This window comes from Streptomyces mirabilis (assembly GCF_039503195.1).
GTDB lineage: Bacteria > Actinomycetota > Actinomycetes > Streptomycetales > Streptomycetaceae > Streptomyces > Streptomyces mirabilis_D.
This window is the reverse complement of sequence record NZ_JBCJKP010000001.1, coordinates 10,174,218-10,192,740: the sequence shown is the minus strand read 5'-3', so window position 1 is coordinate 10,192,740 and position 18,523 is coordinate 10,174,218. Positions and strand designations below refer to the sequence as shown.

General features: G+C 70.0%; 12 protein-coding genes and 2 pseudogenes. 9 read left to right on the top strand and 5 right to left on the bottom strand.

What is annotated here, in order from left to right:
* Window positions 1–128: 128 nt before the first annotated feature.
* Window positions 129–1,955 carry a 3-oxosteroid 1-dehydrogenase gene (kstD, locus tag AAFF41_RS46320; RefSeq protein WP_319750363.1) on the bottom strand — a complete coding sequence of 609 codons (1,827 nt, stop codon included), beginning with the start codon at window positions 1,953–1,955 and terminating at the stop codon, window positions 129–131.
* Window positions 1,956–2,414: 459 nt separating this feature from the next.
* Here kstD and AAFF41_RS46315 point away from each other — a divergent pair, with 459 nt between their 5' ends.
* The 3 genes and pseudogenes from AAFF41_RS46315 to AAFF41_RS46305 all read left to right on the top strand — a co-directional run bounded on the left by AAFF41_RS46315 (window position 2,415) and on the right by AAFF41_RS46305 (window position 5,727).
* Window positions 2,415–3,290 carry a carbohydrate kinase family protein gene (locus AAFF41_RS46315; RefSeq protein WP_319750515.1) on the top strand — a complete coding sequence of 292 codons (876 nt, stop codon included), beginning with the start codon at window positions 2,415–2,417 and terminating at the stop codon, window positions 3,288–3,290.
* A gap of 242 nt (window positions 3,291–3,532) precedes the next feature.
* A pseudogene (locus AAFF41_RS46310) lies at window positions 3,533–5,433 on the top strand (AMP-dependent synthetase/ligase).
* A 117-nt stretch (window positions 5,434–5,550) separates the two neighbouring features.
* Entirely contained in the window at window positions 5,551–5,727 is a 177-nt protein-coding gene (locus tag AAFF41_RS46305) for a proprotein convertase P-domain-containing protein (RefSeq protein WP_319750365.1), read from the top strand.
* A gap of 204 nt (window positions 5,728–5,931) precedes the next feature.
* Here the strand turns inward: AAFF41_RS46305 and AAFF41_RS46300 are convergent, their stop codons facing one another.
* Entirely contained in the window at window positions 5,932–7,806 is a 1,875-nt protein-coding gene (locus AAFF41_RS46300; protein WP_319750366.1) for a sensor histidine kinase, read from the bottom strand.
* The gene (locus tag AAFF41_RS46295; protein ID WP_319750367.1) at window positions 7,803–8,495 is read right to left on the bottom strand and encodes a response regulator transcription factor; all 693 of its coding nucleotides are present in this window, start codon (window positions 8,493–8,495) and stop codon (window positions 7,803–7,805) included. Before AAFF41_RS46295 ends, AAFF41_RS46300 begins: the two co-directional genes overlap by 4 nt.
* 250 nt (window positions 8,496–8,745) lie before the next feature.
* Here AAFF41_RS46295 and AAFF41_RS46290 point away from each other — a divergent pair, with 250 nt between their 5' ends.
* Window positions 8,746–11,739 carry a glycosyl hydrolase gene (locus AAFF41_RS46290; RefSeq protein WP_343325960.1) on the top strand — a complete coding sequence of 998 codons (2,994 nt, stop codon included), beginning with the start codon at window positions 8,746–8,748 and terminating at the stop codon, window positions 11,737–11,739.
* A gap of 16 nt (window positions 11,740–11,755) precedes the next feature.
* Here AAFF41_RS46290 and AAFF41_RS46285 read toward each other — a convergent pair whose 3' ends face one another.
* Window positions 11,756–12,547, bottom strand: coding sequence for a leucine-rich repeat domain-containing protein (locus AAFF41_RS46285; protein ID WP_319750369.1), 792 nt, complete (start codon window positions 12,545–12,547; stop codon window positions 11,756–11,758).
* 225 nt (window positions 12,548–12,772) lie between these two features.
* On the opposite strand from AAFF41_RS46285, the gene AAFF41_RS46280 reads away from it, so the two are divergent.
* The 3 genes and pseudogenes from AAFF41_RS46280 (at window position 12,773) to AAFF41_RS46265 (ending at window position 15,191) form a co-directional block, all read left to right on the top strand.
* A complete protein-coding gene (locus AAFF41_RS46280; protein WP_319750370.1) occupies window positions 12,773–13,627 on the top strand; it encodes a class I SAM-dependent methyltransferase in 855 nt (284 codons plus the stop codon).
* Between the two features lie 41 nt (window positions 13,628–13,668).
* Window positions 13,669–14,327, top strand: a pseudogene (locus AAFF41_RS46275) (FAD-dependent oxidoreductase); the annotation flags it as partial.
* Between the two features lie 300 nt (window positions 14,328–14,627).
* Complete coding sequence (locus AAFF41_RS46265; RefSeq protein WP_319750371.1) at window positions 14,628–15,191, top strand: cysteine hydrolase family protein; 564 nt, start codon at window positions 14,628–14,630, stop codon at window positions 15,189–15,191.
* A 106-nt stretch (window positions 15,192–15,297) separates the two neighbouring features.
* On the opposite strand, the gene AAFF41_RS46260 is transcribed toward AAFF41_RS46265, so the two are convergent.
* A complete protein-coding gene (locus AAFF41_RS46260) occupies window positions 15,298–16,290 on the bottom strand; it encodes a LacI family DNA-binding transcriptional regulator (RefSeq protein ID WP_207789858.1) in 993 nt (330 codons plus the stop codon).
* 283 nt (window positions 16,291–16,573) lie between these two features.
* Here AAFF41_RS46260 and AAFF41_RS46255 point away from each other — a divergent pair, with 283 nt between their 5' ends.
* On the top strand, window positions 16,574–17,497 hold the full coding sequence (locus AAFF41_RS46255) for a carbohydrate ABC transporter permease (protein ID WP_319750372.1): 924 nt from the start codon (window positions 16,574–16,576) through the stop codon (window positions 17,495–17,497).
* Between the two features lie 4 nt (window positions 17,498–17,501).
* Window positions 17,502–18,455, top strand: coding sequence for a carbohydrate ABC transporter permease (locus AAFF41_RS46250; RefSeq protein ID WP_319750373.1), 954 nt, complete (start codon window positions 17,502–17,504; stop codon window positions 18,453–18,455).
* The last annotated feature ends 68 nt before the right edge of the window (window positions 18,456–18,523 follow it).

Genomic DNA, 18,523 nt, shown 5'->3' with positions numbered 1-18,523 from the left:
CCACCTCTCGTCGACGGAGGCACCTCGACCTCGTCGGCGGACGACGAGGTCGAGGTGATCAGTCATGACGTCGGCATCACACGACCACGGTCGGGCGTACCTCGGTCTGTTGGGGCCCCGCACATCCTTCAGGCGCCCGCGCCGGCCGCGATGTCCAACGCGGCGATGTAGCCGAAGGTCATCGCCGGGCCGATCGTCGAACCCGCGCCCGCGTAGCTGTGGCCCATGACGGCCGCGCTGGCGTTTCCGGCGGCGTACAGGCCCGGGATGACGGATCCGTCCGGCCGCAGTACCCGCGCCCGGGCGTCCGTACGCAGGCCGCCCTTCGTACCCAGGTCACCCGGAACGATCTTGAAGGCGTAGTAGGGAGCGAGCCACAGGGGCGCAAGGCAGGAGTTGGGGAGGATCGCGGGGTCGGTGTAGTAGTGGTCGTAGACGCTGTCGCCACGGTGGAAGTCGGTGTCGTTGCCGTTCAGGGCAAGGCTGTTGAAACGGTTGACGCTGGTGCGGAGCGCGGCGGCGGGCATGCCGATCTGCCCGGCGAGGGCGTCGAGGGTCCACGCCTTGTGGGCGGCGCCGGACGTGTACCACGAATCGGGGAACGTGAAGGTCGGCAGCACGTCCTTGAAGAGGTAGCGGTCACGGTAGTTCTGGTCGACGATCAGCCACGCCGGGATGTCGGGCGCGCCGCTGTCACGGTCGTACATGATGTGCACGACGTCGCTGTAAGGGGCCGCTTCGTTGACGAAGCGCGCACCGGCGGCGTTGACGAGGAGCCCGCCGGGCAGGGTGCGCTCGGCGAGGCAGAAGTACGGCTGGTCGGGCAGCGGGATCGCCGGGCCCCACCATGCGTCGTCCATCAGGTCGAGCGCCGCGCCGGCCCGCTGACCCGCCTGGATGCCGTCGCCGGTGTTCTCCTTGGCGCCGACCGTCCACTCGGTGCCGATGGGCTGTCGCTGGTACTGGTCGCGCATGGCCGCGTTGTGCTCGAAGCCGCCTGATCCGACGATCACCCCGTGCCGGGCTCTGATCAGGCCCGGGGTGCCGTTCCTGGTGACCACGGCTCCCGCGGCGGTTCCGTTCTCCAGGTACAGGTCGGAGAGCGGGGTGTTCAGCCACACCGGAACCTGGGCCGCGAGCAGCCCGGCCCGCAGACCGGCCGCCAGCGCCTGGCCCATGGTGAGGGGCTTCTGGCCGAGCAGGGCCGCCTGGGTGCCGCGGGCCAGGCAGGCGGCGGCGACGGCGGCACCTCTCGCGCTGACCGCGGCGAGCGTGAGCCACTTGTAGTCGGAGCTGAAGACGACCATGCCGGTCGGTACGGTCATGTACGACGGGTTCAGATGGGCGAGTTCGGCACCGAGGATGTTGCCGTCGAGCTGGTCGGGTTCGATGGAGCGGCCGCCGGGCAGTCCGCCGGGGAGTTCGGGGTAGTAGTCGCTGTACCCCTCCATCCAGCGGAAACGGAGCGGGCTGTTCGCCATGACGAAGGAGATCATGGCGGGGCCGCTGCCGAGGAAGGCCTGCCGGCGTGCGACGGAGACGTCGGGGCCGACCACCGCCGCGAGGTAGGTGGCGGCCTTCGCCGGGGTGTCCGGCACCCCCGCGGCGAGGATCACCGGGTTGTTCGGGATCCAGACGCCCGCGCCCGAACGCGCCGCCGATCCCCCGAACGTGGGCGCCTTCTCGACGACGACGCAGCTCAGCCCCTGTTTCGCAGCCGTCAGCGCGGCGGTCATCCCGGCCGCTCCGGAGCCGATCACCACCACGTCGTACGTGCCGAGCAGAGGCAGGTCGGCCGCGTCCGCGGCACCTGGCAGACCGGCCGCGAGCGCGAGCCCGGCTCCCGTCGCCGCGCCGAGCACCCGGCGACGCGACGGGCCGGGTCCGGGGGTGGAAGCGGTGGAGTACGCAGAGGAGGCTTCGGTACGTCTCACAGGATCCGCGTTCGTGGACATGGCAGGGCACTCCAGCCGGGCGAAGGAATGGGCGAGCGTGCTGTCGCCCCGGGAAGCAACAGGTCTTCTGCGTCCCGGTTCTGATGCGGAGTCAGGAATGTCGCGCGGTGGTCTTGTGAAGTCAAGGGCTACGCCAGGCGGTCGGCGGCCGTTGCGTCGGCCACGGCACGTGGGCGAGCGCGCTCCCTTGTCCGCCGTCCGGTCATGCCCGTGGGGGCGGCACAATTGATGCCGCCCCCACCCGAGTACGTGATCACCTGCAGGCGGAAGTTGTACGCACCGTCAGGCATCTCCCCCTGGAAGCGCCGGACCTCAAGCAATTGGCCCGCCATACTGGGGGCGGCGGGGAAGGAGAGGGCAGATGGATCTGTGATCCCACAGCACGCGGAAAGCAACCAGAACGGCGACCACGACCACGACCCGTACAGCGCGTACGACCACTACGGGACATACGACGTCCTGGTGATCGGCGGCACCGGCGTGGACACCATCGTCCGCGTCGACTCCCTGCCGGTCCCGCTCACCGACTCCGTCCATGTCGGCCCGATCGAGGAGTGGCCCGGTCACACCGGAGGGAACGTCGCCCTCGGCGTACGGGCCCTGGGCCTCACGGTCGGATTGCTCGACTGCATCGGTGACGACTGGATCGGCACACAGGTGCGCGAGCGGATGGTCAAGGGCGGCGTCGACTTCCTCCCGCTGATCTCCCCCGCCGGAACACGGCGCGCGGTCAACCTGGTGGACGCGTCCGGCCGCCGGATGTCCTTCTACGACGGCCGCGACCCGGCGGATCTGCGCATGCCCCGGGACTTCTACCTACCGCGGCTGCGGCGCACCCGCCACGTCCACCTCTCCATCATGAACTTCGGGCGCTTCCTCTACGAGGACATCGAGGACCTCGGCGTCCCCGTCTCCACCGATCTGCACGACTGGGACGGCCTCGCGGACCACCACCGGGAGTTCGCCCTCCGCTCCGATCTCGTCTTCTTCAGCGCGGCGGCCGTGGGCGACGAAGCCCCCGCGCTGATGCGGGAGATCCTCCGCGCCGGGCGGGCACACACGGTGGTCGCCACGGCGGGCGCGGACGGCTCCTACGTGCTCACCAGAGACGGCGGCCCCGACCCCTGTCACATTCCGGCGGCCGTCCCGTCCGCTCCGGTGGTGGACTCCAACGGCGCGGGGGACGCGTACGTGTGCGGCTTCCTGTACGGCGGGCTCGCCGGCCGGGACGTGAAGGAGTGTGCCCGGCTCGGGGCGATCGCGGGTGCCTACGCCTGTACGGCACCGGGCTCGACCGCCCTCATCTCCCGGGAGTCGCTCCTGAGCCGCGCATGACCGGAAGCCGTCCCTACTCGATGGCTCGCGGAATAGCGGCGGGCGGCCGCTGTCGGGGCTGTTGCGGGCGTTGCCGCCGCCGCGGGGCCGTGCTGAGCGGTCCCTGATGCGACCGTAACCTCATCGGTAGACGAACTGCTGCCTGAATCCGACACAGTCGTGGTCGCTCTGGGCTAGATTCGTGAATCCTCGGCACCGGAGCCTCTCGGTGGGGTCGTGCCGGGGAGAATTCTGGAGCGGCGATGCACGCGTTCGAAAATCCTTCACCGGCTGCGACAGTGATGCAGGGTGGACTCGCCGACAGTCTCTTCGAAACGGCTCGCCGCGAGCCGGATCTGCCGCAGGTCGCACGCCGTCTCGCCGACGATCCCGGCATCTGGACGACGGTGACCGCGGCCGAGCTCTGGGACGAAGTGGTCGATCTGGCCCGGGGATTGGTCGTGTCCGGCCTGCGCCCGGGTAACCGGGTGGCCGTCATGGCACGTACGCGCTACGAGTGGACCGTCCTCAGCTACGCGCTGTGGGCGGTCGGCGCCGAGGTCGTACCGATCTACCCGACCTCGTCGCACGAGCAGGTCGCATGGATCCTCCAGGACGCGGGCTGTGTCGCCGTGGTCGTCGAGGACGAGGAGGGGATCATGACGGTCGGCTCGGCATGCGCGTCGCTCCCGTCGCTGCGTCATGTCTGGCAGTTGGACACCGGGGCCCTGGCACAGCTGGTCGAGCGGGGCCGGGCGATCCCGACGACGACGGTGGACTCGCTGCGCCGCATCGTGCTGCCCGACTCGACCGCGGTCATCGCCTACACCTCCGGGACGACGGGGCACCCCAAGGGCTGTGCCCTCACCCACCGCAACCTCGCCAGCCCCTGCGACACCCTCCTCGAGGGCTGGAGACACACGGCTGCTCCCCGGGTGAGCAGCCCGCCATCCTCGCCTTCCTGCCCTTCTCGCACGTGTACGGCATCATGGTCCAGGGGCTCTGTCTGCGGGGCGGCATCCTGCTGGGACACGAGCCCGATCTCAGCGAGGAGACGCTCTCCGCGGCGCTCCTCTCCTTCCGCCCGACCTATCTCTACGCCGTTCCGTTCGTCTTCGAGAAGATCTACAAGAACTTCCTGCGTACCGCGCAACGGACGGGCCGCGGAGCTCTGTTCGAGCGTGCCGTCCAGACGGCGAAAGACTTCGCCGCGGCCGCCGAACGCCAGCGACTGGGCACGGGCTCCGGCCCCGGCTTCGACCTGCGTCTGCAGCACACCCTCTACGAGAAGACCGTCTACCGGAAGCTGCGGGCCTCCCTGGGGGGACGAGTGTGCGGCGCGGTGTCGGGCGGCTCCCCGCTCAACCGTGAACTCGCCCTCTTCTACGCGGGCATCGGGATCGTCATCCACGACGGCTACGGGCTCACCGAGACGAGCGGCGGCATCACGGCTCAGCCCGTGGGGCGCGAGAAGTTCGGAACGGTCGGCCGCGCCCTGCCCGGTACGGACATCCGGGTCGCCGAGGACGGGGAGATCCTGGTGTGGGGGCCCTCGGTGTTCCAGGGTTACGTCAACGATCCCCCGTCCACGCACGCCGCGTTCCAGGACGGCTGGCTGGCGACGGGCGACCTCGGGCGCCTCGACACCGAGGGGTATCTGGCCATCACCGGCCGCAAGAAGGACGTCATCATCACGAGCGGCGGCAAGAGCGTGGCTCCCGCGGCCCTCGAGGAGCGGCTGCGCGTCCACCCGTTGATCCATCAGGCGGTCGTCGTGGGCGACAACCGGCCGTGTGTGGGCGCCCTCATCACCCTTGATCCAGACTTCCTCGCGCACTGGCGCGGAGCCTGGTCCAAGGGGGGCACGTCGGCACGGGACGCACGGGAGGAGAACGAGCTGCGGGAGGAGGTCAGACGCGCCGTGGCCGCGGCCAACAGCACCGTGTCCCGCTCCGAGTCGATCCGGGTGTTCCGTGTTCTCCCCGAACCCTTCGACCAGACCAACGGCCTGCTGACCCCGTCGATGAAGCTGCGCCGGGACGCCATCTCACGGCGTTTCGCCGCCGAGATCGACGCGATGTACCAGACCTCGTCGAGGGTCCCGCGGGAGTACACGCCGAGCGAGCCCTCGATCTGGGACGATTCCGACAACGTATTCCGGTGAGGAACTCCGCACTGGCCACTTCCCACGGTCGGGAAGTGGCCAGTCTCCGTCCGTCGACCTCGTCCACGAATTCATCGGCCGCCAGGACATCAGCCTGATCCGCCGGACAGGGCCCTAGTGAAGGACTTCGCCTCGAACACCGGCGCGGAGCCGCACGCGACCCGCACCGTCGACACCTCGGCACTCCCCGCCGACGGCACCTGGAGGCTCCGCGTCATGGACGACACTCCCGGCGTCCTCACCGTCGACCCCGGCCACCTGGACGGCTGGAACCTGACTTTCCGACCCTCGTGACCTCTCCGCGCCTCTTCCGCTTCCTCCGCGGCGCGGGACATAGGTGCGTCCCGCGAGCGACCGCAGGGGCGTGACACGAATGCTCGCCCCCGGCATCCTGGTGGTGTTCATGTGACCACGGTGCTCCCAGAACACCGGGGCAACCAGATCCCTCCTGTACGGGGGAACGCGGATCCTGGTACCGCCACCACCACCCTGCGCAGGTCAGCGGACCTCGTCCCCGTCAACCGGAGGGTCGGTGGCGGGCAGCCTCAAGGTGAAGACCGAACCGGCGCCGAGTTCACTCGCCACCGCGACCGTACCGCCGTGGGCGGCCACGAGCTGGCGAACGATGGACAGGCCGAGCCCACTGCCGCCGGTGCGCCGGCTGCGGGACTTCTCGGCCCGCCAGAACCGGTCGAAGACGCTGGGCAGATCCGCCGCGGCGATACCGCTGCCGGTGTCGGCCACCGCGAGGACGACCTGGTCTTCCTCCTCCCGGGCGGAGAGGGTGATCGTACCGCCGTCCGGTGTGTGCCGGATCGCGTTGGACACCAGATTGCCCAGCGCCTGCCGCATCCGGACCGGATCCGCGTCGATCCACGCAGCCCCGCTCCCCGTCGGGGCGGACGTCCCGTCCGTCCCCGTCCCCGTCCGCAGCCCGATGCCCGCAGCTGCCGCTCCCACCCGGTGCGCCGCGGCGACCTGTGCGAGCAGCTCGTCGGCGCGGACGGCCTCGCGGTGCAGCGCGAGCGTGCCCGCGTCGGCCGCCGCGAGGTCCTGGAGATCGTCGATGACCCGCTGGAGCAGCACCGCCTCCTCGTGCAGGGAGGCGAGCAGTTCCGGGTCGGGGTCGACGATGCCGTCGCGGGTCACCTCCAGCCAGCCGCGGATGTTGGTGAGCGGGGTACGCAGCTCATGCGCGATGTCGCTGACCATCGCCTTGCGCTGGGCCTCCATCCGTTCCCGGCGCTCGGTCAGCTCATTGAACGCGACCGCCAGGATGCCCGTCTCGTCGCGGGTGGTGACGGGCACCCGTACATGCTGTTCCAACGGCTGCTGCGCGGCCTGCGTGAGCGCACGCAGCGGGCGTACGAGGCGGGTGGCGACCAGCGCGGTCACGGCCACGGTGAGGGCCAGGACGAGACCGGTGACTCCAACGATCTTGGCCTTGTTGGCGTTCGACATGTCGAAGTGCGGGAGGGCCCTGTCCCCCGTGCCCAGGAACAGCTCGGCGACGGGAGCGACATCGGGGTCGAGCTGCTCGCGACGCGCTTCGGCGAGACACTCGTTCCCCTTCGCCTCCCTCGCCGTGGGATGTCCGCCCGGGCTCTCCCTCCCCAGGGCGAACTGCGGCTGCGGGGCCAGGCTGGAGAACTCCAGCGAGATGAACCCTTTCTCGCGCAGAGAAAGGTCCTTGTGCCGCAGGCATGCCTCGGCAAGGCTCGCCAGCCTGGCCACCGCTGTCTCCTCGGTGTGCGTCAGGGTGTTGAGCTGTCCGTCCGCGCACACGTCGGGCACGGTCGAGTTCGGGAGGATCCCGTTCTCGTCCGCCAGGACGGGCCTACCGCTCGGCGTCCAGGTGATCGTGGTGTCGACGCCGTTGCGCGCGGCGCACTTCTGCCGCACAGTCGCCAGCTTGCCCAGCCGAGCCCGCTCCAGAGGCGTCAGCCGGTAGGGCCCCACGGCGCGCGGGTCTACGCCACTGAGCTGGGCCCCTGGCTCCGAGTAGGTGTCGGTGTGCAGGGGGTCGACGGTGGCGGCGGCCCCGGGCGGCAGGGCGGTGCGGGACCTGGCGGAGTCGGCGATCGGCTTACGGTCCGCCGTCGTCAGCGCGATCCGTCGCCCGGTGGCGGCCGACAGCCGGCGCACGGTGTCCTGGACGCCCGCCCAGCTCGGGTGGGTGGCGGCGTATCCGCTGAGCTGCCGGAGGATGTCCGTGTCGTGGGCGAGGACCTGTCCCTGCTCCTCCTGGAGGGCGCGAGTCGTCGTCTGCACCGCCAGCCACGCCGTCGCCGCCACCGAGCAGAGGGCGATGAGCACCGAGGTGATCATCAGCCGTACGAGCAGCCTCTTGCGCAGCGGTATGCCGGAGCTCACCCGCGCCCACCGCTGAGCTTGTAGCCGACGCCGAACACGGTCAGCAGCCGCACCGGCCGGCGGGGATCGTGCTCGATCTTCTTGCGCAGGTTCATGATGTGCACGTCGATGGCCCGTTCGGTGGAGGCCCGGTCGATACCGCGGGTGCACTGGAGCAACTGACGCCGGGAGAAGACCCGTTCGGGTTCCGCGGTCATGGCGCGCAGGATCTCGTACTCGCCAGGGGTGCACTCCACGCGCCCGCCGTCGCAGTGCACTTCGTGCCGGACCGGGTCGACGGTGATTCCGGCGGCCCGTACGGCCCGGTCCTGCTCATCGGCCGGGCGCCCGCTGCGCCGCAGGACCGTGCGGATACGGGCCATCAGCTCGCGCGGGCTGTACGGCTTGGTCATGTAGTCGTCGGCGCCGAGTTCGAGGCCGAGCAGGACGTCGTCCTCGGCGGAGCGGGCGGTGAGCATGAGGACGGGGATGTCGCCGTCCCGGCGCAGTACCCGGCATACGCCGAAGCCGTCGATCACCGGCAGCATCAGGTCGAGGACGACGAGGTCGGGCTTGTGCCTCCGTACCTCGTCGAGCGCGGCCCCGCCGTCGTGGACCACGGTCGCGGTGTGTCCCTCCTGAAGCAGTGAGCGGCGTATCAGCTCCGCCTGTTTCTCGTCGTCCTCCGCGACCAGCACATGTGCGCACACGTGGCCGATGGTAAGCGCCTGCGCCCCGGAAAAAGGGGGGCGAGAGGGTCTTCCCACACCCTGACAACTTCCTGATGTCCGCCTGCGAAGCTCCCGCACGCCTCCTGACGCGACGGTGGTCGAAGGTGTGCACGGATCTTGACGCTCTCCGATCCGGGGCCGTAGCTTCCCGGGGGATTTAAACGATTCAAAAGCGTGGGCCCCGAAGGGGTCCTGTTTGTGCTGCCCTCCGAGAGAGTGGACGAGATCCATGAGCAACGTCACCCCGGCCCGCAGCTCGGGGCTTCCCCGCCGCGCCCTCCTCGGAGCCGCCGTCGCCACGGCCGCGGCCGGTGCGTTCGACTGGAGCCTGCCCGCGGTGGCGAGGGCCTCGACCGCCGTCGGGTCGCCCTTCGCGACGCCCGGGCGCGCCGTCCGGCCGAAGTTCCGCTGGTGGTGGCCCGACGGCCTCGTGCGGCCCGACGAGATCAGACGCGAGATCGACCAGATCGCCGACGCCGGTTTCGGCGGGGCCGAGATAGCCGCGGTCCATCACAGCGTCACGGACGCCTCGGTCCTGGACACCGAGCGGCACGGCTGGGGCAGCGCCGCGTGGGTGACGGGAGTGGAGGCGGCACTCGGCCAGGCGGCCCGGCGCGGCCTCACCGTCGATCTGACCATCGGCCCCAGCTGGCCGGCGGCGGTCCCCGGCATCACACCGGACAGCGAGGCGGCGGTCAAGGAACTCGCCTACGGGACGGCCACGTTGACGGCGGGATCCGCCTACACCGGTCCGGTGCCGGCCCCGGTCCACGCCGCCGCCTCGGGCGTGACCCGGCAGCAGTTGCTCCTGGTGCAGGCCGCCCGGGTGAACACCGCGAACTCCACCCGCAAGGAGACGGGGCTCGACCTGGACTCGGTCCGGGACCTCACCGGCGCCGTCACCGACGGCTCGCTCGCCTGGACCGCGCCCGACGACGGCAGCTGGGTGATCGTGTCCTACTGGGTACGCGGTTCCGGGCAGACTCCGGAGGGCGGCCCGCACACCGCCCCGGCCGCGTACGTGGTCGACCACTTCAGCGCGGCCGGCACACGCGCCGTGACCGACTTCTGGGAGGCCCACCTCCTCTCCCCCACCGTCCGGCGCCTGCTCAAGGTCTCCGGCGGGGCGCTCTTCGAGGACTCCATCGAGCTGGAGACCGACGGCCTCCAGTGGACGCCCGGCCTCCCGGACGCGTTCCTCGCCCACACCGGCCGCTCTCTGCTGCCGCTGCTGCCCGCCGTGATCCTCAACCACGGCAACCAGGTCTTCGCGTTCGAAGCCGCCGTCACCCGGCAGATCCGGCACGACTTCTGGGAAACGGTGTCCGTCCTCTTCAACCGGCACCATGTGACGGCCCTGCGCGCCTGGGCCCATTCCCTCGGCCTCGAACTGCGGTCCCAGCCCTACGGTCTGCAGACCGACGCGATCGCCTCGGCCGCGCTCCTGGACATCCCCGAGGGCGAGTCCCTCGGCTTCAAGAACCTCGACGACTACCGCTGCCTGGCGGGCGGCCGGGACATGGCGGGGCACGCCGTGTTGTCCTGTGAGGCGGGCGCCTACGCCGGCGGCGCGTACAACACCACCTGGCAGAAGTTCCTGCGCACCATGGGCGGCGCCTATGCGGCAGGGGTCAACCAGACGGTCGTCCACGGCTTCTCCTACGCCGAGCTGCCGGGCGTGAACTGGCCCGGATACGCCGCCTTCACCCCGTACAAGGGGACGGTCGGCTATGGCGAGTCCTGGGGCCCGCGGCATCCGACCTGGCGGCACGTCGCGGACGTGTCGGGGTACCTGGGCCGGGTTCACCAGGTGCTGCAGACCGGCCGCCCGCGCGTCGACGTCGCGGTGTTCCGGCAGACCGGGTACACCGCCACCGGCATCGGCGCCTCCTGGTTCACCGCGACGGGCATCCCCCTGGGCTGGACCCACCAGTTCCTCAGTGGGCCGCTGCTCGACCTGCCCGCCGCCACCGTGCGCCACGGGCGCCTCGCACCCGAAGGCCCGGCGTACAAGGCCCTGTTCGTCGAGGGCGACTTCTTCTACGGCTCCGCGGTCACCCTTGCGCTGTCCGACGCCCGCGCCCTGCTGCGCCTCGCCCGCGCCGGACTGCCCGTCGTGCTGCTCGGCGCCTGGGACACCGTCGTACCGCCCGGCGTCCCGGACAGCGGCGAGAGCGACGCACTGCGTTCCGTGGTGACCGAGTTGGTGGCCCAACCGCTGGTCCGTCAGGTCACCGACAAGTCGGCCGTCCCGACCGCTCTCGCCGACCTCGGGGTGGCACCCGACGTCGGCTACGCGACCTCCTCCACCCTGCTCAACGCCCACCGCGTGGCCGACGGCGTCGACTACTACTACTTCTGCAACGGCAAGCACGCCGAGACCGTCAAACCGCCGGTGGCCGCGATCGACCACGAGGTCACCCTGCGCCGCACGACCGCGGGCGCCGTGCCCTACCTCCTCGACCCGTGGACCGGTAGGTCCGAGCGCCTCGCCCGCTACACCGAGGACGGCGACACCGTCACCGCTCGCGTCACCCTCCAGCCCGCCGAGACCCTGATCCTGGCCCTCGGCCGCCCCGGTCTCTTCGGCGACCGCGCCGGCAGCCGTCCGCACGCGTTCGGCAGCGAGGCGGACGAGGTGCGCTTCACCGACGCCGGACTCACCGTCCGGGCGACCACGGCAGGCACGTACAGCACCGTCCTGTCCTCAGGCCGCACCGTGCGGACGACACTCAAGACCGTCCCCGCGCCGATGGATCTCGCCTCCTGGCAACTGCACGTCCAGGACTGGCGACCCGGCGACACGCCCTACCGCACCACCGTCGTCGAGCACGACCTCACCCTCGACGCACTGCTGCCCTGGTCGCAGATCGCCGAGCTCGCGGACGTCTCCGGAATCGGCCGCTACCGCACCACGGTCGCCCTCGACGACGAGTGGACCGGCGGCCACGGTGCCCGCCTGGAACTGGGCACCGTCACCGACACCTGCCGCGTCACCGTGAACGGCCACCGCCTCGACCCCGTGGACCAGATCCATCCGGTGGTGGACCTGGGCGACGTGCTCGGACGCGGGGTCAATGTCATCGAGGTCGAGGTCGCCACCCCGCTCTCCAACCGGCTGCGGGTCAGCGATCCCGCGGTCTACGGCGGTACCACGCGTCAGTCGTACGGGCTGCTCGGGCCGGTGCGGCTGGTGCCGTACGGCGAGGCACGGATCGACTGACCGGGCCGTGTGCCGGTCAGTCCCGGTCAGTCGAGGGTCGGCCGACCGAGCCGCCTGCGTGGGCGGACCGGACGTAACCCTCGGGTGGCGGGGGAAGTGCGGCAACGCACTGCGCCGAACACGCGTTGACCAGCAGGGGCAGCACGTCCGTCGCCACCCGCAGGGATATCCAGACCGGGTGGAGCCCGCCGAGCTCGACCGCTCGGTCGCAGACGCTGCATGAGGAGATGGCTGTCGCGCCCCAGCGGCGTGGGTCCAGGTCGCCGGTATCGAGTCCGGCGACCGAAGTCTCGGCAGGCTGAAGTCGCGGAAAGGGGGGCCGCAGCTTGTAGTTGCCGAACAGAGTGCGTGTACTCACCGTGCTCCTGGTGAGCCTCGTGCATCTGGTGATCTCGTACGGGAACCAGTGCAGTCGGTAGGAGGTGTACGGGGTGAACTCCTCCAGGCTGGTCATCGCCCCGATCTCGGGTGGGATGCGGACGAGGTTGCTGCCGTAGAGCATGAGGTGCTTGACCGCCGTCAGCTTGGCGATGGTCGGCGGCAGAGTGACGATCTGCCGCCGTTCCTGGGGGTTGAGCTCGACCAGCGGACGGAACTCCTCCCGGCCGTCGGCGGCCGCCTCGTCGATGAGCGCCAGCAGATGCTGCCAGCCGGGGGCCAAGGTGTCCTGCCGTTCGGTGTGGAAGCCGACGCGAGCGCGCGGCTGGGCGTGGATCTGGTCGAAGCAGCGGCAGATGTCCTGGCGGGACTCACGCCCAACCGGGTTCGGATTCGGCTCCGGGCTCGATGTATCGCTCCGACGGTTCACTAAGACCTCCCGCTCCGCCTCATTCGTGAGGGCGCCAACATACGGGCGCTTCCTGGGACTTACCCATCGCCCAGCCAAAGGTGAAGAGACAGGCCCGGCACCCAGCGTCCAGACCTCACAGGCCCGGAAGAAGCAGGACTGGTCATCCGGCAACCGTGCGTTCGCTATCTTGACCGGCGCGGCGACCGCCGTCGGGCAATCCTGTGTTTCTGTGAAGGGTGGCGGATGGCGGTGGTCGCCGGCTGGGAGTGGGACGACACGTTGTTCTCGGGGACGGCCCCCTACTACCAACGAGGAAGGCTCCCGTACGCACCCGGTCTCGCGGACGTGCTCGCCGAGGTTCTGCGACTCGACGGGCGGGGGCGCCTGATCGACGTGGGATGCGGACCGGGCACCCTGGCACTGGGTCTTGCGCACCTGTTCGGTGAGATCGTCGGTGTGGACCCGGACAGCGGGATGCTCTCCGAAGCGGGGCGCGGAGCCGCCGAGGCGGGGGTGAGCGGGAAGTCGCGGTGGGCGCGGGTCCGGGCCGAGGACCTGCCCGCAGGTCTCGGGACGTTCACCGTGGCGACCTTCGCCCAGTCCTTCCACTGGATGGATCGGGATCTGGTGGCGGCCACTATCAGGGACATGCTCGTGCCCGGCGGGGCGTTCGTGCACATCTCGGATCTGAAGACCGAGCATCGATCCGTCGACGGTCTTCCGTATCCAGCGGTGCCCCATGCCGCGATGGACGAGTTGGTCAGGCACTACCTCGGACCGGTACGACGCGCCGGGCGCGGGGTGCTGCCGCAGGGCACGCCCGGCGGCGAGGCGGCGGTGCTCACGCGCGCGGGATTCTCCGGTCCTCGGCGTCATGTCGTTCCCGGCGGGCAGGCGCTTGAGCGCACGAGCGATGACGTCGTCGCTGGGGTGTTCTCGATGTCGTTCTCGGCTCCGCACCTGTTCGGCGCGCGCCGCGCCGCCTTCGAGTCGGACGTGCGTCTCCTGCTGCGGGAGGTGTCCCCGTCGGACCGATTCTCCGAACGCCTCCCGAGCACCGAGGTCTTCGTCTGGGGAAAGAACCCCGCCGAGCCGTGAATCCGGCAGCCGCCGGCACGAGCCGCAGCGCCGACGCGAGCATCGCCACCGGGGTGCGGGCGCGCCCGTGGCCGAACGAGGCGGAGGCCGCGCTCGACGGGCTGTTCGCGCTGCGGAGGACGCGGAAGGGCTGCGGCAGCGGCCGGCGGCCGGGCCCGGCCGGTTGCTGGTCATCGGTGCCGGGTTCACCGGCTGTGAAGTAGCGTCCGCCTGCCACGAGTTGGATCTGCAGGTGACCGTACTCGAGCGCGACCCGGCCCCGCTGTCCGGGGTGCTGGGCGCGGTGATCGGCGGGGTCGCGGCGCAGATGCAGCGCGACAACGGCGTCGGCCTGCGGTGCGGCGTCAGAGTCGAGTCACTGGAAGGCGATGACAGCGGGAGGCCGCGGCACGCCCGTCTGTCCGACGGCAGCACTCTGGACGTCGAAGTGGCGATGGCCGCTCTCGGCAGCATCCGCAACGTCGAAGAGCTGGAGAGCTCGGGGCCGGCGGCAGGGGACTGGGGCGTGGCGTGCGATGCGCGGTGCCGTGCTGTCGACGTCAACGGCGTCGTGACCGACGATGTGTTCGTCGCAGGCGAGGTGGCCCGCTGCCCCCACCCCGTCCACGACTACCAGTACCTCGCGCTGGAGCACTGGGGCAACGCCGTCGCCCAGGCGGGGATCGCCGCGCACAAGAGATCAAGTCCGTCGGCGTCCCGACCCACGCCGAGCACGACGAACACCTCGGCTTCGGCGGCGGCATCCACTGCTGCTTCGGTGCCCCGTTGGCGCGTCCCGAGACACGGATCGCCCTCACCCGGCTGGCGCACCGGCTGGAGAACCCCCGACTCGTCGCCGCCCACCGTCCGACCGCGCGAGCCCCGGTCCGCGCGGCCCCCGCCACCTTCCGGTCGGGATCGACGGCGTCGACCCCGTATGAGGATCTCCGCGATTCCCCAACGCGGCTCGGTCGATCCCCCAGACTTGCTCTTGTTTCCCCGCGACGAAGGGACGGCAAGTATGGCGAACAGCGCGCTCCTCGTGATGGACGTCCAACGGGACATCGTGGGTATCGCCGACGACGGCTCGGGATATCTGCCGCGCCTGCGGAATGCGATCGAGGGTGCCCGCGCGGCGGGCATCCCCGTGATCTACGTGGTCATCGAGTTACGGCCGGGCAATCCGGAAATCAGCCCCCGCAACAGGGTGCTCACCGCCGCCGCGCGGGCCGGCCTGTTCACCGAGGGTGACCCCGGCACCGAGATCCATCACGACGTCGCGCCCCAGCAGGGTGACATCGTGGTCACCAAGCGGCGAGGGAGCGCGTTCTCGGGCAGCGACTTCGACCTGGTCCTCAGGGCTCGTGACATCGACAGCCTTGTTCTCACCGGCATCGCCACCAGCGGTGTGGTGCTGTCCACCCTGTGCCACGCCATCGACCTGGACTTCGACCTCACCGTCCTGACGGATGCCTGCCTCGACACCGACCCCGAGGTGCACCGCATCCTCACCGAGAAGCTGTTTCCGCACTGGGCGGATGTCGTCACCGTCGAGGACTGGCTCAAAGCCCTCGCGCCGCGCTAGCGGGAGGCTGAAGCGGCCACGGGATTCCTGCCGCTCGGTGCCGCTCGGTGTCGCTCCTTGCCGCTCGGCTCTCGGCTGTCGGCTGTCGGCTCACGGCACGCGAACCTCACACATCCCCGGCCGGCGGCGCCGTGCTCCCCCGCACCACCAGCTTCGTGGGGACGAGCGTGGTGCCGTGTTCCGGCCCGCCGTGGCGCATCCGCCGCAGGACACCCTCGACGCAGAGGCGTCCCACCTCGGCGAAGTCCTGGTGGACCGTGGTCAGCGGCGGCAGGAAGGAGCCGGCCTCGGGGATGTCGTCGAAGCCGATGACGCTGACGTCGTCGGGGATCTTCCGGCCGCGTTCATGCAGGGCCCGCAGGAGACCCAGTGCCATCTGGTCGTTGGCGGCGAACACCGCCGTACAGTCGCGCTCGTCGGCGAGCCGTAGGCCTGCGCGGTAGCCGGACTCCGCCGACCAGTCGCCACGTACGAGGGGCGGCGGGACGCGGCCCGCCTCGGTCAGGGCGGCGTGCCAGGCATCGGTGCGGCGCTGTGCCGCGAAGGACTCCTCGGGGCCGGCCAGATGCCAGACCGTGCTGTGGCCGAGGTCCAGAAGGTGGCGTACGGCCGCCCGGGCTCCCCCGGCCTGGTCGGTGTCGACCACCGCGTAGCGGTCGCCCGCGTCCGAGTCGGCGACGACGACCTGCACGTGCGGGGGCAGGGAGATGGTCGCCGCGTCGAGCAGATGCACCTCCATGATGGCGATGACGGCGTCGACGGCGAGTTCCCCGAGCCGGGAGAAGGCGCCGCGCACCTCGTCCTGGGTGGGCACGGCGACCGGCAGCAGCGTGACGGCGTAGCCCTCTTGCGCCGCGGAGGTGGCGATCGCCTCCAGGGTGCGCATGTTGCCCGTGGTGGAGAGGTTGAAGGTGATGACGCCGATGGTGCGGAACTCACCGCGTTTGAGGGCCCGGGCGGCGCTGTTGGGCCGGTAGCCCAGTTCCTTCATCGCCGCCAGCACCTGTTCACGGGTCTCCTCGTTCACACCCGCGTAACCATTGGACACGCGGGAAACCGTCTGCGAGGAGACCCCGGCCAGGCGTGCGACATCGGCCATGGACGCGGTCTGCGTGCGACGCACCGCCCGTTTTCCCTTGCGCCCGCGGGATCGTTCCGTCCCCGTCGAGGCGCTGTCCGCAGTGTCCACCCGTCTCCTTTGTTGCCCGGGTCGCCGTTTCGTCAGACGACCCTTGACCACCGACATTGGCGCAGTGTAGACATGCCGCCATCAGATGTTTACGTAAACATAACAGCCCTCGACGCGAAGGGGGACTGCATGTTTACGTAAACATCGCGACGGCGTGAGACGCCGGTTCCGAGATGGACGAGCGAGGAACGACATGACGACGCTTCAACCCCCTGCGGGCGTGGCACGGCGCCCGGACCGGCCTCCGAAAAGGGACCGCCGCTCCTGGACAGGATGGGGGTTCATCGGCCCCTTCGCGGTGGTCTTCGCCTTCGTCTTCCTGGCTCCGATCGCCTATTCGATCTACCTCAGCCTCTTCCGTGACAAGCTCATCGGGGGAACGTCCTTCGTCGGCCTGGACAACTACAAGCAGGCTCTCCAGGACGACCAGTTCTGGTCCTCCTTGGAGCGGGTCTCGCTGTTCCTGCTGATCCAGGTACCGATCATGCTGGGGATCGCCCTGCTCGTCGCACTCGCGCTGGACAGCGGCCGCCTGTACGGCAGGAACTTCTTCCGGATCTCGATCTTCCTGCCGTACGCGGTGCCCGCCGTGGTCGCCACCCTGATGTGGGGCTTCATGTACGGCACCCGGTTCGGTCTGGTGGGTGACATCAACAGCGCCTTCGACGTCACCCTGCCCGACCCGCTCTCCGCGGACCTGGTCCTGGCGTCGATCGGCAACATCGTCACCTGGGAGTTCGTGGGCTACAACATGCTGATCTTCTACTCCGCGCTGCGGGTCATCCCGAGCTCGCTGTACGAGGCCGCGGAGATCGACGGCGCCGGGCAGATCCGCATCATCTCGGCCATCAAGCTCCCCGCCATCCGCGGCGCCCTGGTCATCGCGACGATCTTCTCGATCATCGGCAGCTTCCAGCTCTTCAACGAGCCGAGCATCCTGCGGCCGCTGGCGCGCAACGCCATCACCACGGACTACACCCCGAACTTCTACACGTACTCACTGTCCTTCAACGGACAGCAGCACAACTACTCCGCGGCGGTCGCCATCATCATGGGGCTGATCACCATGGTCATCGCCTATGTCGTGCAGCTTCGCGGCATGCGCAAGGGAGCGTGACCCGATGAGCAGCACGAGCAGCCCCGTCACCACCGCCTCCCAGCCCCCGTCCGCCCAGTCCGGCGGTTCCAAGAACACGCCCCGCCTGCGCACTCGGCGCAAGCACACTCCCGGACGCCCCAAGCGCAGCGTCCTGCTGACCGTGCTCACCGGCCTGATCATGCTCTACACCGTGGTGCCCCTGGTGTGGCTGGTCATCAGCGCCACGAAGACCCAGGACGGGCTCGCCACCTCGTCCGGCCTGTGGTTCAGCCACAAGTTCGCCCTCTGGGAAAACATCCACGACACGTTCACGTACCACGACGGCATCTTCGTCCGCTGGCTGCTGAACACCCTGCTGTACGTCGTGCTCGGCGCCGGCGGCGCGACCCTCCTGGCGATCCTGGGCGGCTACGCGCTGGCGAAGTTCAACTTCCCCGGAAAACGCGCCGTCTTCGCCGTGGTCATCGGTGCCGTCGCCGTCCCGGGCACCGCCCTGGCGGTGCCCACCTTCCTGATGTTCAGCAAGATGGGGCTGACGGACACGCCGTGGGCGGTGATCATCCCCTCCCTGGTCTCGCCCTTCGGCCTGTACCTGATGTGGGTCTTCGCCACCGAGGCCATCCCCACCGAACTGATGGAGGCCGCCCGCATCGACGGAGCGGGCGAGATCCGCACCTTCTTCCAGGTCGCCATGCCGCTGCTCGCTCCTGGCACCGTGACCGTCCTGCTGTTCACCACGGTCGCGACCTGGAACAACTACTTCCTGCCGCTGATCATGCTCAAGGACCCGAACTGGTACCCCCTGACCCTGGGCCTGGACGCCTGGAACTCCCAGGCCCAGACGATCGGTGGCGACGTGATCTTCAACCTGGTCATCACCGGTTCGCTGCTCACCATCGTGCCGCTGATCGCCGCGTTCCTGCTGCTGCAGAAGTACTGGCAGTCCGGGCTCGCCGCCGGAAGCGTCAAGGAATAGCCCGCCCTCAGGCCCCCACCCCCCGCAGCCTCACCTCTTTCACCCTCACCCTGTCCCACCCATGAAGA